12 protein-coding genes are annotated in these 16905 nt (G+C 41.6%); 10 read left to right on the top strand and 2 right to left on the bottom strand.

Annotated elements, in window-relative coordinates:
• Position 1 precedes the first annotated feature (1 nt).
• From JMN32_RS02455 to JMN32_RS02420, 8 genes are all read left to right on the top strand, one after another.
• A complete protein-coding gene (locus JMN32_RS02455; protein WP_202854689.1) occupies positions 2–4162 on the top strand; it encodes a hypothetical protein in 4161 nt (1386 codons plus the stop codon).
• 44 nt (positions 4163–4206) lie between these two features.
• Positions 4207–5295: an outer membrane protein assembly factor BamB family protein gene (locus tag JMN32_RS02450; RefSeq protein WP_202854688.1), complete on the top strand. Its 1089-nt coding sequence runs from the start codon at positions 4207–4209 to the stop codon at positions 5293–5295.
• 113 nt (positions 5296–5408) lie between these two features.
• Complete coding sequence (locus tag JMN32_RS02445; RefSeq protein WP_202854687.1) at positions 5409–6266, top strand: immunity 49 family protein; 858 nt, start codon at positions 5409–5411, stop codon at positions 6264–6266.
• A 117-nt stretch (positions 6267–6383) separates the two neighbouring features.
• Complete coding sequence (locus JMN32_RS02440) at positions 6384–7583, top strand: GH-E family nuclease (RefSeq protein WP_202854686.1); 1200 nt, start codon at positions 6384–6386, stop codon at positions 7581–7583.
• 7 nt (positions 7584–7590) lie between these two features.
• The gene (locus JMN32_RS02435; protein ID WP_202854685.1) at positions 7591–8079 is read left to right on the top strand and encodes an ankyrin repeat domain-containing protein; all 489 of its coding nucleotides are present in this window, start codon (positions 7591–7593) and stop codon (positions 8077–8079) included.
• 357 nt (positions 8080–8436) lie between these two features.
• On the top strand, positions 8437–9297 hold the full coding sequence (locus JMN32_RS02430) for an immunity 49 family protein (RefSeq protein WP_202854684.1): 861 nt from the start codon (positions 8437–8439) through the stop codon (positions 9295–9297).
• Positions 9298–9540: 243 nt separating this feature from the next.
• Positions 9541–10131, top strand: a complete 591-nt coding sequence (locus JMN32_RS02425; protein ID WP_202854683.1) for a hypothetical protein — start codon at positions 9541–9543, stop codon at positions 10129–10131.
• A 241-nt stretch (positions 10132–10372) separates the two neighbouring features.
• Positions 10373–10978, top strand: coding sequence for a hypothetical protein (locus tag JMN32_RS02420; protein WP_202854682.1), 606 nt, complete (start codon positions 10373–10375; stop codon positions 10976–10978).
• 21 nt (positions 10979–10999) lie between these two features.
• Here the strand turns inward: JMN32_RS02420 and JMN32_RS02415 are convergent, their stop codons facing one another.
• Entirely contained in the window at positions 11000–11938 is a 939-nt protein-coding gene (locus JMN32_RS02415; RefSeq protein ID WP_317191753.1) for a LysR family transcriptional regulator, read from the bottom strand.
• Positions 11939–12046: 108 nt separating this feature from the next.
• Here JMN32_RS02415 and JMN32_RS02410 point away from each other — a divergent pair, with 108 nt between their 5' ends.
• Complete coding sequence (locus JMN32_RS02410; RefSeq protein WP_202854681.1) at positions 12047–12439, top strand: rhodanese-like domain-containing protein; 393 nt, start codon at positions 12047–12049, stop codon at positions 12437–12439.
• The gene (locus JMN32_RS02405; protein ID WP_202854680.1) at positions 12433–12897 is read left to right on the top strand and encodes a GNAT family N-acetyltransferase; all 465 of its coding nucleotides are present in this window, start codon (positions 12433–12435) and stop codon (positions 12895–12897) included. Before JMN32_RS02410 ends, JMN32_RS02405 begins: the two co-directional genes overlap by 7 nt.
• Positions 12898–13143: 246 nt before the next feature.
• Here the strand turns inward: JMN32_RS02405 and JMN32_RS02400 are convergent, their stop codons facing one another.
• Positions 13144–16617 (bottom strand): M43 family zinc metalloprotease, encoded by a 3474-nt coding sequence (locus tag JMN32_RS02400; RefSeq protein ID WP_202854679.1) that lies wholly within the window; start codon positions 16615–16617, stop codon positions 13144–13146.
• Positions 16618–16905 lie beyond the last annotated feature (288 nt).

Below are 16905 nucleotides of genomic sequence, written 5' to 3'. Positions count from 1 at the left end.
TATGGAAAAGGAATTTGCAGGAGGTGTTTTATTTGACAAACGCAAGACCCCTTTAGAAGAGGAGGGTATTTATGGTATTCCCGGTACCAAAAACCCTAATGATATACATTCCTTTTTAGATCAAAACCCCTTTTTGCAAGGCCATCCGTATTTTGATGAGCTACTGGAAAGAGAAAGGCTGTTTCAAGGCTTTCCGAGAAATCCGGATGCAACCTGGGAAGCCAATAGGGAGCTGGATAGTGTGCTCGCCAATCCGCTTAAGAATGAAGCAGAGAGCACGGAAAGTGCTGTAGAAAAGAATACCAAGAATAATAATAAAAAAGCGCCTGAGACCACTGAGCCTCAGGTAAAGGAAGATAAGGTAGATAAGCCAACTACACCTGAAGCGAAGAAGGAAAGCGAGCAGAAGGCAGAGCCGGAAAAACAAACAGAAGAAGACAATAAGACCAAACCTCCGAAAGAGGAGGAGAATACAGTCAGGAAACCTGAACCTGAGAAAGAAAAGTCTAAACAGCCGGAAGCAGAGACCAAAGAGAAACAGGTAAATAAGCCCGAAAAAGATAAACTCCCTGCCAAACAAGCAGATGCCATTCAGGGAGGTGGCGAAACGGGTAAGGAAGCTGCTGTTGAGAAAAAAGAATTTAAAGCGGAGACTACCGGAGACTTTATGGACCAACTGGCAGCCTCTAAACCGACAGACTTTATACAAGGTGTTCAGCAGGCACCTCAACTCGTGCCGGGTATTGAAGGTAAAGAAAAGGAGACTTTAAAAGACAGTCTTCCTGAAATAGATAAGCCTACCGGCCTGCCAGTGAAAGGCGAGGGAACCAAAGATCAGGCTGGAAAAGCAGGTGCTAAGGGAAGTAAAGTGGGTAAAAAGCCTGAACTGAAGTCCAAAGGAGGCGAGAAGCCTGTGGATGTAAATACACAGCATGAAGTGCCGAAGGGTTCTGTAATCCGCGATGCGCAAAAGGCTAACCTGAAGGGTAAGGAAGGTAAGGCTGATCCTGAGGAGGCAAAAGCTGTCATTAGAAGGTTGCCTGCAGATGATAAGGGAGTAAACACCAGCCCGGGTAAAGCGCCAAAGGTTAAACTTTCCGGTGATGCAGATCCTGCCCAAAATACTGAAAATAAAGGAAAATCGGATGAGTCGGTAAATACTGAGCTGACAGCACATCAGGAGCAAACTCAAAATGACTTTGGTGAGCATGACATATTCCCAGAGATAGAACCGGAAAAACTCAGTCCTAATATTGAGTTACAGGAAATCCCTTCATTGGAGAACAAGGGGATTGACCCCATGCCTGAAATGGATGCAGAGACCCTGGCAGCCTTTAATGCTCAGGCCAAGCAGCAAATGGATGAAAAGCTTGGAGCTGAAAAGCAAAAGCAGGCCGATGCTTACAAGCAGATGGAGGTCGACTCTGATAAGGCGAGAAAGGATAATGAGAAACGCATTGAAGAAGAAACAGCCAGTGTAAAAGCCAGTCAGGAGGGAGAACAGAAAAAGGCCCAGGCTGAAGTGGGTAAACAACGTACGGCATGGCAGGCTGAAAATGAAAAAGTAACGGCAGACTATGCCAAGGATTCGGAAACGGAAAAGGCCTCCGTGGAGAAGAAGATTGACGGAGAGGTTAGCGGGGCCAATGAAAAAGTAGATAAAGAATTTAAAACCGCCCAGAAAAAGGCAGAGCAGAAAAAAGCTGCTGCTGAGCAAGAAGCCACAGATGAGAAAAATTCTGCGGAGAAAAAGGACAAGAGCTTCTGGGATCGTGCAGTGGATGCCGTATCCAGCTTCATAGACAAGGTTAAAAAGGCGATCAATAAAATATTTGATGCACTGCGGGCCTTTGTGAAGCAGGTAATTGAAGCAGCTAAGAAGCTGGCCAAATCCATTATAGAGCTGGCACGTAAGGCTGTGGTCGGACTGATCAAGCTTTATGCGGAGGTACTGAAAAAGCTGGTGAGCATTGTGCTTTTTGCCTTCCCTAAACTGGCGGAGAAGTTCAATGCACTCATAGATAAGGCTGTAGACCTTGCGGTGAAAGCGGTTAATAAGCTTGCTGATGCCCTCAAAGCAGCAGTCTGTGCGTTGCTGGATATACTAGGCGCTACGCTGGATGCTGTGCTGGCTGCGTATCAGCAGGTATTTAATATGGTGATGAGCGCTATTGAAATGATAGCTGTAGGGCTGATCAAGATCATGCAGGGTATTGCCAACCTGGTATCTTCTGCCAGACTGTCTCCTGATCATTTCTTTGGGCAAATGTCTGAAGAGTTACTCGGACAGGATGTAACCAAGCCGTTACCCAATGAATATGATCCGATAAAGAAGGGTACTTTAAAAGCTGTAACTTCAAAGTCTGCTCCTGATATGGGGCAGCGGGATGCCGAGACTCTGGATAAGCAGACTTCATACCACTCTGATCAGGTAGAAGCTGACCAGATAGTGACCGATGCTCAACTGGACCCTGCACTGATGAGTAGGCTGGCAGGTATGGAAGAAGGTGCAATGGTGGAGTTTGGAGCGTCGGATGATAAAGAGCATAGCATGGAAGCCGTAAAGCGTGATGCTGTTGAGGCGGAACATGACCTTGCTGCACAGGGGCCTGAGGAAAAAGCACCGGAACCTGCGGCGGAAACGGCGACTACAGGTAAAACAGCGGCCCAGCCAACGGGGCAGGCAATGGTTGGCCCGTTCAACTCGCCTATGGAGCGTGCGGGCTATGTTATAGGTACCATGAAGGATGCCGTGGTGAAATGGTTCAGTGAGAATAAAGTAGCCATTATTGCCGGAATAATAGCGGGTATTGCTGGTGTTATTCTGGCCAACATACTTACAGGTGGAGCCATCATGGCAGCATTGCCGTTGTTGATGCAGATCATAGGAGCATACTTTGCTGCGGAGGGTATTTATCAGGCGGCCAAACACTTTGGCGGCTACCTGGGTGCAGCGTGGCCAGGCAACCTGATAGAAGGTGCGACCAAACTGGCTCGAGGTCTGGCTGTTATTACTATTGAGCTGATCTTTGCACTGCTATTTGGAGGGAAAGCTACTCTTAAAGGGGCCAAAACAGCGATCAAAACTGTATCCAAACAAGGGGTGAAAGGTGCCACTAAGGCAGGAGTAAAAGCTGCAAAAGCAGGTGTTCAGAAATCTGTGAAAGAGACAGCCAAAGCAGTTACCGACCTGGCTAAAGTGGGTAAACAAGGAGCCAAGGCCGTGGTGAGAAATGGTAAAGTCGCCATGAAAGGCGTACGAAAAGGCTTTGCAAAAGGCGCCAAAACTTTTGATGACCTCGGTCAGAGGCTATCCAAAAAGCTGAGATTTAAGAAATTCAGACTTCGTGTTGAAAAACGCAAGTTCATGCTTGAGGGAGAGGTTAATCCATGGGTGTTGTTGGCTAGTGGGAAGATCGTTGAGGTTAAAAATAAAGGAGGAAAGAATGTTGGTGAGTCGGGTGAATTTGCCCTAAAAGGCAATAATAAAACGGTAAAAGGGCGATTAATCGGAGGGGTAGAAGACCAAAGTGCTTTTGTTAAAAAACTTGATGCTGACCCTAAGTTTAATAAGGCTATGAGAGAATTAGCTGAAGATGGAGGAAGGGTTAATCCTGATGATCTTTTTAAAGGCATGAGCAGAGTACCTCCTGAATATACAGATGAAGTTCTTGCTGCAATTAAGAAGTTTAAGAATACTGAAGGAATAGAAAATGTTGTTCTGGACTTATCAAAACGAGGAGGTAATTTTACTTTGGGGGCAACTTTTGCGTTGACATTCCTTAAAAGAAACCCTAAGATAGCGGCTTTGGTTACTAATTTTGAAGAATCAATTACCATATTAGGAAAGCTTAGGAGGGAAATGGACGTAACATTAAGGGGCAATAGAGGCTGGATTGAATTTAAACATTGGGGAATGTTTAGAAAAAAATCCTTTATTACTCAAATGGTGAAGGATGTTCAAGCAGGTAAGAGTGTTAAATGGATGTTTAGCAATGGACTTGGTACTAAGAAAGATGTCTTGAAAATGGTGGATGATTTGTTGAAAGATACCAAATATTTGCAAAAACATTTAAAACCGGCCGAGAGAGCTCTTTTGAATAGAAATAGAGCGAAAATTATGAATTCTATTGATGTTGCGAATTTTCATATTACATTTTAAGATAGCTTATGAGGAGTAATGTTTTTTACAATACTAGAAAACAAATGCCATCGGCAGACTTTGGTTGTGCCATTGAATTACAATGTAAGATTTCCAACTGTGCCAGTATGGCCGTTTCAGATAAGGAATTTATGTATATCCCCATGGCTGATGGTAGAATTAAAATGGTTGATATTGATACTCTGGAACTTAAAAAGGAAATAAATCTTAAAGATTTTGCAGAAATACATCGGGACAAAGATGACTTTGGAGGAATGTATTTATTGCTTTATGAAAATTCAATTATTATACAATTGGATGAGGCAATTTACTTATATGAAATCAATAAGGGCAATCTTTCAGTTTTAATAGAGTTAAATGACCTGTTTTTAATTTATGATTCCTTCATCTTTAAGAATAGTTTGTTTGTTTCATTGGATAAAGGCAATGAGAATGTACTTCTTCTCATTGACCTTGCAGAAAAAAGTAAACGGGTAGAATTTAAGCAGGGTTCTTTCCCTAAGTTTATTCTTTTTGAAAGAGAGCATATTTTTCTAACTGATGATAGTAACATCGTTTGCCGTAGCATAACTGATGGTACCGTGCTTTGGAAGACAGAATTGGCTAGTTATGGAAATTATCATGATGATGTTTGGGAATCTGACGAAGAGGGAGACATTACAATGTATGCCGTCCTTGTGGATAATAACCTTATAGTTGGCGTTGATAAAGGGAAGGTGATTTCATTGAGTACTAAAAGTGGAGAGGTTAACTGGGTTGCATCTATAAATGCAGAGTCGGCTGGTGTTAGTTTGATTTATAGCGAAGGAGACCCATATATATATGCATTAGCAAACTATCTATATGAAATTGATATTAAAACAGGAGAATTAAAAAGGTCAAGTAATATAGATCAGGCCTTGAATGAAATTAAGCTTGATTTGGGCCACTTGGGTATTTCGAAGTCATGCCTTTTTATTGGAACTTCAATAGGTACTCCTGCACTTGTTGTATTAGAAAAAAATAGTTTTGAAATTAAGAACTCACACCCATTGGAGGATAATTGCGAATTGTATGGGTATCCTGCAATAATGGGTAGACATCTGATACTGATGGATTTTTCTAAACAGCTATATATTTTTGCTGAAAATTAAATTTTAATTACCCCATAAATTTATTTCTCATTGCCGTTGAGTTTTTCTGTTTTCTTAAAACAGGAGCTAAATTCTAATGGGAATGTATTAGGTATCGTTAATCAAATTTACAAATGGGTAATAAGATAAATTTCAAAAATTTTGATGAAGAGTTTCTGAAGCGAAAGTATGAACGCACATTTGATTATAAAGAAGAGACTATATTAAATGCTCAAGAGGATGGTGGTGAGCTATACTATCTGTTCAAAGATGCTATCAGTTGGATTACTTTAAAAATAGTAAATGGAGAAACATACCGGGAAGAACTTAGGGACTACTTCCAATTGGCTATGCAGGGGATTTATGGCCATCTAAAATTAGTAGATAGAAAAGGAGAGGTCGTGAAATTGGTTATAGCAGGTGTGGAAGTTGAGTTGGAAAATGACGAATCCGGATATAGTGACGTATTTACACTTGTGGAAGGTTTTACATATGCTGTAATTTGTAGGAATAAGGAAGTTCTTGATTTTATTTTTTCCTTGAAGGAAGAAAGTCCACTCTTGGGGCAAGGAGAGCACAATTATCATCCGGCATATAAACATTACTATTTATTCCGACATGAAGAAAACGTGACGGAAGGAGAAATAGACGCATATATAAAGGCTGCTGAAAGCTATTACCAAAAGGATGCTTCTCTGAAAGAATTCTATCGTTTAATTAATAAACCCTATCAGCAACTTATGAAAGAATTTTTTCTGGGTACCAGTGAGAGTTTTAATCAGCAACTTATAGAATGTTTGGAAAAGAATAAGGAGTACTACGATACTACTGAAGATAATCGCTTTAGAGAAGTAGAGGGCTGGTTGCCATGGAGCATAATAAGTATTGCTTGTCTAGCCTATGATAAAGGATGGGAAATTACTGTGGAGAATCCTCGGTTGCCCATGTATTTAGTTAAAGGCGAGTGTAGCGTAGAAAGTTTGGCTCCTTAAATTTTGCTGAAAATCAATTTTTAATTACCCCATAAGTTATATTTTTCATTTACTGAAAAGCTTTACTTTTTTTAGACATCTGGCGAACATACTTACAGGTGGAGCCATCATGGCTGTATGCCGTTGTTGGTGCAGATCATAGGAGCATACTTTGCTGCAGAGGGTATTTATCAGGCGGCCAAACACTTTGGAGGCTACCTGGGTGCAGCGTGGCCAGGCAACCTCGTAGAAGGGGCTACCAAACTGGCTCGAGGTCTGGCTGTTATTACTATTGAGCTGATCTTTGCACTTTTATTTGGAGGGAAAGCTGCTCTTAAAGGGGCCAAAACAGCGATCAAAACTGTATCCAAACAAGGGGTGAAAGGTGCCACTAAGGCAGGAGTAAAAGCTGCAAAAGCGGGTGTTCAGAAGTCAGTGAAAGAGACAGCCAAAGCAGTTACCGACCTGGCTAAAGTGGGTAAACAAGGAGCCAAGGCTGTGGTAAGAAATGGTAAAGTCGCCATGAAAGGCGTACGAAAAGGCTTTGCAAAAGGTGCCAAAACTTTTGACGACCTTGGTCAGAGACTATCCAAAAAGCTGAGATTTAAGAAGTTTAGAATGCGCATTGAGAAGCGTAGGTTTAAGCTGGAGGGAGAGGTTAATCCTTGGGTGTTGTTGGCTAGTGGTGAGGTGAAGCATTTAGATGACAAAGATGTTAGAATCAAAAATAAAAAGGTGGGGGAAAAAGTTGATATGGGAGATGGTACGGAAGGGATTCTTGTTGGTAAGGTCGATGTTGATGCTGGTAAAGGAGTAAAAGGCATAGATAATTCAGGTAAAACAGGAAGTAAATATGTGGATGATCTGGATTTAGATGAAGCAAAAGCAATAGATGAATTTCAAGAATTAAGTAGACTTGATGATAAGGGGCGAGGAGATTGGATAAGGGGAGGTGCAAAAAGTGAACGTGTATCACTTCGAAAAGAGGTAAGGGATAAAATATTTAAGAATGCTGATTCAGGACAAGTTGATGTAAATGGGTATAAGATATATCTTGATGGTAAAACAGGTAAGCCAATACCAAATTACGGTACTCACTATCCTGATAAGACTCCTTTAGGCTACCCACACCCTAAAGCAGGACAACCGGTGCCTACAAATTTGGTTGGAAAGCCTAGAGCGGATATAGGCCATGCAAAAGGAAATGCATGGAAAGATAGATTGGCTAAGCATAAGAAAGATGGGAAAACCAGAGAAGAAATATTAGAACTTGAAAATGACCCCAAACTGTATGTCTTGGAGGAGAGAAGTTCTAACAGAAGTAGACAAAATGATTAATTAGATTATGAAAAATAAGATAAATGAACAGCTTTTTGATGCCGCATTGCAAGGGCAAGTTGAAGATGTCAAAGAGTTAATTGCGTCAGGAGCAAATATCAATATATTAAATGAGGCAGTTGGCGAATTCCCAATTCATGTGGCAGCAGAAAAAGGCAATGTTGATATTTTGGATGTATTAATTAAAAATGGAGCTGATCTTGATGTTTTAACGAAGCCAGGATATAGTGCTGCTCATTTGGCTGTATTCAGCAATAACTATGAAGCCCTAAAACTTTTATTAGATAATGGTGCTAATAAAAACATCAAAGATCCAGATGGTAATACATTATTATGGAGTGCTGTGATGCATTACGATGATGAGGACGGGGATGCAATGATTAAAATGTTACTGGATACAGGCATAGACCCGCATATACCTAATAGTCATGGTGTCAATTTACTTAATTTACTCAAAATGCCTAAGAATGAAAATATAAGACACTTGTTCGAGTAGTAGAGCTTGAGGGGATAGAAAATAGCTTGATTTGGGCCACATGGGTATTTCGAAGTCATGCCTTTTTATTGGAACTTCAATAGGTACTCCTGCACTTGTTGTATTAGAAAAAAATAGTTTTGAAATTAAGAACTCACACCCATTGGAGGATAATTGCGAATTGTATGGGTATCCTGCAACAATGGGTAGACATCTGATACTGATGGATTTTTCTAAACAGCTATATATTTTTGCTGAAAATTAAATTTTAATTACCCCATAAATTATATTTCCCATTATTGAAAAGCTTTAATGTTTTCTAAAAGCATGAGATAAAGCCTATGGGAATGTATTGAACATAGCTAACCAAATTTACAAATGGGTAATCAAATAGAATTTAAGAATTTCGATCAAGAATTTTTTGAGGAGGAGTATGAGCATATTCTTCTTCTTGTAAGTCAATCAATTGAATGGTTAGTGGAAGGTGATAGCGAGGGTTTACATAGATTGTTCAAATTTGGCATGCAGCAGATTACCCTCAAAATTGTTAATGGAGAAACTGACCGTACGGAGCTAAGCAGGTGTTTTAAATTAGCTATGCAGGGTATCTATGGTCATATTAAATCTCTTGATAATAATGGAGAACTCACAAAGCTTTGGGTTGCCGATCAAGAAGTACAACTTACCAATACTGGTGCCGGCTACGATTCAGTGTTTGAGCTAGCGAGTGCTTATACTTATGCCTCCATTTGTCGTTGTAGTGATGTCATAGATTTGATTTTTAATTTACCGGAAAGTAGCAAGTTTTTAAACTACGGTGAACATGATAATCATCCAGTGTATAAGCTGTATCAACTTTTTAAAAGCGAGCCTGATATTGATAAGGAACTCTTTAATGACTATATAGAGAATTCAAGAGGAAAGTATGGAGGCGATCCGGAGTTAAAAAATTATGTTTCGTTAATCGACGAACCGAGACAAAAGTTACTGGAACAGTATTACTTTGGAGATTCTTCTTCATTTAATAAGCAATTAAAAGAAGCACTTGAAAAAGACAAGCAATATAGAGATACTACAGAAGGTAACCGTTTTAGGGATGTAGACGGTTGGCTACCATGGGGCCTTATCAGCTTTGCTTGCAGAGCCCATGATAAAGGTTGGGAAATTACTGTGGAAGATTCAAGATTGCCTATGTATTTAGTAAAAGGAGAGTGTAAAGTAGAAAGTTTGGCTCCTTAAATTTTGCTAAAATCAATTTTAATTACCCCATAAATTATATTTTGCCGTTGAGTTTGTCTGTTTTCTGAAAACAGGAGCTAAATCCTAATGGGGATGTATGAAATAGAGTTTAAGAATTTTGATCAAGAATTTTTTGAGGAGGAGCTTGAGAGCATATTCTTTTTTTATTAATCAATCAAATGGCTATAGCCTTTAAAGGTGCTAAAAGAGTCATCAATAAGTGTTGACTTTTATTGAAGTAATATGAAACCAAAAATTTATGCTTTGTTAAGTGCTTCTACACCTGGTCAGATGGGGGGAGCTACAGAAATTATCACAAGGAAATGTAAAAAATGTAGAAGAGTCCTTGAAGAAAGTGTCAAGCAACTGGGCTATGAATTTGACTTCTGGTCAGGGGAGGATTTTATATACATGACTCCATATTATATTGTTAGCGAGCGTTTGAAAAATGAATTGGAGTTGAGAAACTTAAAGGGGATGGATTTCCAGAAGATAATTGTAGACACGGAGGAGTATTTTGATATAGATGAGGATGCTTATTCTCAAACCTTGCCAAATTTCTATTATTTGAATATAAAAGGGCAGGCAAAAGAAAAGCCGATTTGGTATGAAATAAAGGACTCTGGATGTGACATGTGTCACATGGAAATAGCCCCATATAAATCAGATATATTAGACTTAATAGGGGAAATAACCCAGTATAAAGAGGTCGAAAGGGTTGGGGAGTTGGCAAAGAGACAGGTGTATTTTGAATCTTGGCAAGGTGAAGATATTTTTCGTGTGGATGAGAAGAGAAGAAAAGAAAAGAGACTATTATTACTGAAGAGTTTTTGAATGTATTAAAAGAAGTAAATAAGGATTTTATGGATGATGTAATAGTGGCAGAGGCTGAGTGGATATAATCCCCAAAGGTAATGTTATTGATTTTAGAGGGAAGTAATTTAAGCCGGAGGGGTGAAGGTTGTTGGTTAGTGGAAAAGTTGGTTAGAAAGCCTGACTCCTTAAATTTTATAATGTCAGGATCAGTTTTCTGAAATAACTATATATTTTTGAGTAAAGCTGAATCACTCAAACTATGAAATACATTGCTCCACTAGTTATAACTCTTCTTTCCTTAGCTCATTTAACAGCTCAGTCTCAGGATACAGAAACTATAATTAAGGACATCAGGTCAAAGTATGCAACCGTAATGGGGTTAAAGGACAAAGAGGCTTTAACTGTTGAGGTACTTGAGTATCGCTGTCCTGATTTTCCTGAGGAGGGAACTATAACGTATTACAGCCAGGACGAGGAGGTTAAACTCATAGAACACTCATTTTCCGAAGGTGATCATTACGGAGGGAAGAATCAGTATTTGGTATGGGAAGGGAAATTGTTCTTTTATTTTTCTGATGTAGGCTATTGGACGTTTGACATGGGAACAGGAGATGAAGATGAGCCTGTTTCGCAAACTAAAGATATTATTACTGAAAGTAGGTTTTATTTCGATAATGAAGAGGCCGTAAAGTGCCTGAGTAAAAACTATGAAATTAGATCAAGAGATGCTGAAAAAGTGAAGCCGGAGAATATCCCCAATGAAGAAATTAACTGCTTTGATTCCCCGGAGATAATGCACAAGTTTAAAGCCATCATGGAGTTGAAAGGAAAGGGTGTTAACGGAGAATGTATCTGGAATGAATAGGCAGACTTTGTGGGTTGTCGGTTATTCTAAAAAATTCTCCTCAAAACTAGAAATAAACTCAGCTATATATTTCTTCGAATGATCCTCAGTTCTTGAGATCAGATAGTGGGTTCTTTTTAACCCATTTTTACTGATACGCTTGAGTATCAGTTCTTCAGGCACTTTAAATGATTTCAATGCCCATTGAGGCATGCAGGTTATCCCCATATTGGCGCTTACCATTTCAAGAGCTACTTCGGTGAGGGGTATGGCAGAAATGCGAACAGGAATAATATTGTTGGGCATTAAGAAAGTCTGATAAACTGAGACCGTCTCCAGTGGGAAGGAGTGTATGATCAAATGAGCTTCAGAGAAGTCTCCGGCTTCCAATGTGGGTTTATCTGCCAAAGGGTGTTCCTTGTGCATGATGGCTAATATCTCATCTTCAAATAATGCCTTGCAGGAAAGTATGGGAGTGGAGGGTTTAGAGGTGACAATCGCTATATCAATATCATTAGAGAGTATTTTCGAAACCGGGTGATGCGTCGCATCGAGTATGAGTTCGACATCTATTTTGGGATACAGAGCAGCCATTTTTTGAATGAATGTTGGTAGCCCCTGATAGAAAGAGTAGCACTCTGTACTTATTCTAACCAATCCTTTTGTACCCTCATTGATGTTTTTGATGCTATGAAAACCCTGCTCTATAGCAGAGTGAATAGTATTGGCCAGCTTATGCAGCTCTGCGCCTTCTTCTGTAAGTTCCCACTTATTACGTGACCGGTGGAATACCTTAAAGCCCAATTGTTCTTCCAGCTCACGAAGTTGATGACTCAAAGCCGACTGGGTTAAGAAGAGCTTTTCAGAAGAGTTAGCAATGTTGCCTTCCTCTGCGATAGTTTTAATGAGCCTGAAGTGCCTGAGTTCCATGCCTGAGCGGTTATAATTATCAGAACCTAAAGTTACATAAATACGCTTCACTTTAAATTGAAATAAATTCAGTTAAGCCGTCAAAAAACCTCAATCATAGCATATATACTTCATTGTGACAGGTACATACTTTTGGAGAAAACAAAATTTTAAAAAGTTATGAACAAGCAAATTGAATTTTATGAAAGCAAGCTGACGTATGAAATGGACCCTTCAGATTTATTTGATGCCCTGGAGAATATGCAGGATGTAGTGGTGGTTGATACCCGTCAACCCTTCGGCTTTGAGAAAGAACACATTCCGGGTGCCATTAACATTCCACATCGGGAGATGACTGAAGAGACTACCAGGCACCTTGATAAATCTAAAACATATGTCTGCTATTGTGATGGTATAGGCTGCAATGCGTCTACCAAAGGGGCACTAAATATGGCCCGGCTGGGCTTTACGGTTAAAGAGTTAATAGGAGGCATTGAATGGTGGAAGTTTGACGGATATGCTACCGAGGGTAGTAAGGCCACCGCAGGGTCGGAGATACAGTGTGCATGCTAAATGACTTTACGATTAGAGGTGCAAGGCCCGAGGACCTGGGCCAGGTTATAGCACTTTGCTATGAGCACGCAGCATTTGAAAAAGCTGAAATTTCTGATCAGGTTCAGTGGGCAGATCTTTCAGAACGTCTGTTTCAAGCGAAAGACGTTCACTGTCTGGTGGTAGAGCGAGAAAAGAGGGTAGAAGGCTTTGCCACTTTCATGAAACAGTTCTCCACCTGGGATGCCGCATATTACATTTACCTTGACTGTTTATACCTGAAAGAAAGTGCCAGAGGGCACGGATTAGGGCAAGCAGTGATGAAGAGCATAGCTACATTAGCCAAAGCCCAGGGGTGCATGTGGGTACAGTGGCAAACCCCGGATTTTAATAAATCTGCAATCAGGTTTTATGAAAAACTTGGTGCTACATCTAAGAGTAAAAAGCGGTTCTTTTGGAGTGTGCAAGCTGGTGGCTAGATATCTTTTAGGTTGATCGAAGATAGTTTGTGGGCCAAATTTAGCGTTGGGTTCAACTGCAGCTTTATTAAGCTTCCTAAAGTTTGATAAAGCTTATTTTGTTCACTAACACCCTTTCACTTACGGTAAAAATAAGGTTGAAATATTCTGCGTTTCCATGCGACAAGGTAGAAGAAAGGTTAATCCTCTTCAATAAGATCGGGGCGGAGAGAGGCATCTCACCCTGCCCCCGATCTATTGTTTTGTTTATTCAAACTGAATTTTTCTTACTACAGAAGAAGTGTTGTTCTTCACTCTTACCAGGAATGTTCCTCGTATATTTTGATTAAGCTGGATGGAGATCATGCCCGTATTGGCTGCTTGCTGAGGTATGACTTCTTGGTGGACAGTCACACCCTGAAGACTCAATACAGTTACTTCAAGGTCGCCACCATACTCAGGGTATTTGATGTTGAACCTGCTTTCTTTAGAAGGGTTGGGAAACATGCTAACCTCATTTTCAAAATCGATACCTGAGCCTGAACGACTCGGGCTAGCGCTTGTGCCAGCGTTAAGTGTATAATCTTCAACTTCGCTGAAATAAAGATCGCCACAAGCAGTAGGCGTTGCGCTGTATGCAACTCTTACTCTTAACCTTACGGCACCAGAGGTGCCAGATGGTACAGATACAGTAGCGCTATAGGAGCCGTTGGCGCCACTGCCACTGAGTACCTCTTCATTGGCATCATCGAAGTCGCCATCTTTGTTCCAGTCTACCCAGGCCTTAGCCGCAGTAGCCGCCCACGTGTTATGTGGGGTAACGGTCAGTGTAGCTGAAGATGATATGTTGGCGCTTTGACTTGTGTAGTCTGAGTAGCCACTGTCGTCATAGGTAGAAGTGTTGTCGATGCTGCCTATGGATATATTGGTAATGTACTGCCCGGAAGGGTTGCCGTTAGTAACTTCACAATAACCTGCACCGCCTCCGGATGTGGTAGCGCTACTGCTATTAGAATAAGCAGAATAGGCAGTTCCTTTTTTAGCCCTTACCCTGTAGGAGTAAGTAGTATTGACGGAAAGGCCTGTATCATTGTATGAAGTTGTGTTTGTAGCTGCAGAAGATACCACTGAGAAGTTAGTGCCATCAGTAGATCGCTCTATGTCAAAGCCATCCTCATTATTAGAGTTATCAGTCCAACTGAGGGATACAGCAGTAGAAGCCGCATTGGCTGTCAGGTTGCTTGGCGCATTAACGGTAACCGCATTACCAATATGGGCCGTATAATCTTCTACTTCACCGTAGACAATAGATCCACAGGATTGAGGAGCAGACCGGTATCTCATACTTACCCTTAGTCTCGTGGTACCGTCGTGGGCAGAGGCAGGTACCGTGATGGTGCCTGATACGGCAGAAGATAAAGCACTGCCTGCATCGAAGGCCAGCTCACCGGCATCTGAGAAATCCCCGTTTTGGTTGTAGTCGATCCATACCCTGAAGTACTCATTGTAAGCACTGCCGGAAAAGCCCGGGGTGAGCGTAAAGTTGTTATCACCCTTGACAAGGTTGATGCTAAGCCCCGTATAATCGCTGTAGGTTGAAGCCCCCGTAGGATTTGAGAAGTCACCAATGGCTACATTGGCAATGTGTTCGTATGAGGCGTCATCACCAGATGAGCTACAATAGGTATTTGATCCGCCATTAACCGTGATGTAATTAGCGGCAGTTTTGGTGCTGGAACCATTGGCGTTGGTTGCGGTCAGTTCTACATTGTAAGTTCCTGCAGTGTTGTATGTTACTGCTGGGTTTTGCTGGGTGCTTGTGGCAGGTGTACCTCCGGGAAATGACCAGGACCAGCTGGTAGGGGAGCCGGTAGACTGATCGGAGAAGGTAACGCTTTGCCCGGGTGTCATAGTAGTGGCAGATGCTGTAAAGGCTGCTACCGGAGCAGGGTTAACCGTGGTGGAGCCTGCAATGATAGTTCCTTCAGGTTTGGTGTAGTAGGCATACTCGTAAACCGTAAACGAATTGCCACTGGCGTTGACACTAACTTTCATCCAGCCATGGAGTTTTTTGCCTTCAGGGCTTGAAAACCTGAAGCCTATATATCCGGTTTGTCCATCCCAAACGGTGTATGAGGAGGAGCGAAGGTCGTGTTCATCTGGGTAAGCCCCACCATCAACCCAATTGCTGTTGGTGCCAATTGGGGTGCCACTGGTCAAAAGTGAGATGTTTCGGGTAGACCCTTCACATATCAGGGGTTTTGTGTAGGTTTCCAGTCTTAATTTACCGCCATCGTACCAGCTTCCGTAAGCGCCATCGCCATGTTCTACAGTGAAGTAGGTCCATGTTGCAGAGCTGTTAGCAGTGATGTTATTGATGTCGTTGTAAACGATCGTGTAGGGGTCTTGGAAAAATAAGGAAAAACCACTGTAGGTTGGGTTCTGAATGCTGGATGCACCACCAGAAATGGCGGCGTCAAGAAAGGTAATGGAAATGTTGGATACGCTATTGCTGTTTGCGTGAGCCGAAGCACTGCCGGTAAAAGACATCTCTGCTGAAGTGCTGCCGGTGACGTTGATCTGTAAAGACAGCCCGGCGGGAACGTTGCTTGCAGTGTAGTGGGTTCCGGGAGTTAGTATTCCGGTGGTGGCGTAAGTTGCTCCGTTTTTACCACTGATCGTTACGCTGCCATCAATTGCACCATTGTTACTTTCGTCTTCATACAGCTGAGAAGCAGCGTATAACAGAATAGGCTGAGAAGCATTGTTGACGCCAGTAGCTTCTAAATTAGACTCTTGCCATAGCGGCTGACGTGAAGCATGGCTAAGTGCGCTGGTCATTCTGGCTACCTGCCCTTGTGTAAACATTTTATAGCACGAAGCATAATCCATGTAGTTCTCTCCGTTGGGTATACCCGCGCCAGGGCACATTTCAGTAGTTACATTACAGGTTCCTGAATTGGCAGTAGTGGCAGGAGTATCGTCGACGTTGTCTCCGGGGGCATTACACTCGTTGTCAAAAGTATGAGCCAGGTTGAGCCAGTGACCGAATTCATGGGTAAGCACTGAGGCAAACTCTTTGTCTGTATTGCCATATAAGTAACGACCATTATACACTACACGAGCCAGGTTATTGTCCGACATCCAGGTATCAGGGTACCAGGCCACCCCAGAGTTATTGTATGTGCCATCGGCGTAAAGGTCCAGCATAATGTACACATTCATATACATGTAGTTGTCCCATGCGTATTGCTGGATCTGGCTGTCATAACCACCGCCATTACCAAATCCTGAGCGCTCAGGGTAATAGTTAATACCAGTGGTTGGGTTACCGTTAGGGTCTGTTTTGGCCAGCTTAAACTCAATGTCAAGTGTACTTCTCAGGCCTGAAAACAGATCGCTTACCGTATTGTAATCATCATTTAGCCCTTTGAAATCTTCATTGGTTTTTTCGAGTGCAGTAATAATGGTGTTGTCATCTACCGTTTTGCCGGCGAAGTCGGTACCGAAAATATGAAATACTACCGGTATGGTATAGCCGGTAGCTGCGGTTTTGCTGGTAGCCTGGTGCTTGTTAGAGCGCATCAGTTGCTCAAATTCCCTGGCCTCTTGTCTGGCTTCAGGATGTTGCTGGTAGAGTTCTCTCATGCGCGCATCGGTCTGGCACATCGGATGGTTGTCCTGGCTGTTGGCAGTCAGAACAACACAAAAACTCCATAATAGTAAGAGTGTTAGTCTCATGGTTTTTGGGTTTTAGGTTTGTAAGGTTTATTTAAAGTTCAGGGGGTGATTTTTTGGACAAAAAAGATTCCCCTTCGACAATATTTTGCGCTGTCGATATGATTGTATTCTTGATTAAAGCTTGTATTTAAGGCATTGCCTGAGGCAGCTATGGTGGTGTGAAAACAGAGTTGTTCATCATGGGTATGGGTTAGGTTGTAATACTGGGTTTTATAATTTCAAGGTATGGTAAAATTTTAGTCAGTATTGATACTATTTTAACCTATATGTATATGCAATTATCAAATT

Source organism: Fulvivirga marina (genome assembly GCF_016775155.1).
GTDB classification, from domain to species: Bacteria; Bacteroidota; Bacteroidia; order Cytophagales; family Cyclobacteriaceae; genus Fulvivirga; species Fulvivirga marina.
Note: the sequence above shows the minus strand (reverse complement) of the source record. Positions and strands in the feature narration are given on the sequence as shown.

Bases quoted from the DNA above. Each gene is read 5' to 3' on its own strand.
- JMN32_RS02405 (WP_202854680.1), top strand. From the start codon at position 12,433: ATGCTAAATGACTTTACGATTAGAGGTGCAAGGCCCGAGGACCTGGGC.
- JMN32_RS02425 (WP_202854683.1), top strand. From the start codon at position 9,541: ATGAAACCAAAAATTTATGCTTTGTTAAGTGCTTCTACACCTGGTCAG.
- JMN32_RS02435 (WP_202854685.1), top strand. From the start codon at position 7,591: ATGAAAAATAAGATAAATGAACAGCTTTTTGATGCCGCATTGCAAGGG.
- JMN32_RS02430 (WP_202854684.1), top strand. From the start codon at position 8,437: ATGGGTAATCAAATAGAATTTAAGAATTTCGATCAAGAATTTTTTGAG.
- JMN32_RS02445 (WP_202854687.1), top strand. From the start codon at position 5,409: ATGGGTAATAAGATAAATTTCAAAAATTTTGATGAAGAGTTTCTGAAG.
- JMN32_RS02410 (WP_202854681.1), top strand. From the start codon at position 12,047: ATGAACAAGCAAATTGAATTTTATGAAAGCAAGCTGACGTATGAAATG.
- JMN32_RS02455 (WP_202854689.1), top strand. From the start codon at position 2: ATGGAAAAGGAATTTGCAGGAGGTGTTTTATTTGACAAACGCAAGACC.
- JMN32_RS02450 (WP_202854688.1), top strand. From the start codon at position 4,207: ATGCCATCGGCAGACTTTGGTTGTGCCATTGAATTACAATGTAAGATT.
- JMN32_RS02400 (WP_202854679.1), bottom strand. From the start codon at position 16,617: ATGAGACTAACACTCTTACTATTATGGAGTTTTTGTGTTGTTCTGACT.
- JMN32_RS02440 (WP_202854686.1), top strand. From the start codon at position 6,384: ATGCCGTTGTTGGTGCAGATCATAGGAGCATACTTTGCTGCAGAGGGT.
- JMN32_RS02420 (WP_202854682.1), top strand. From the start codon at position 10,373: ATGAAATACATTGCTCCACTAGTTATAACTCTTCTTTCCTTAGCTCAT.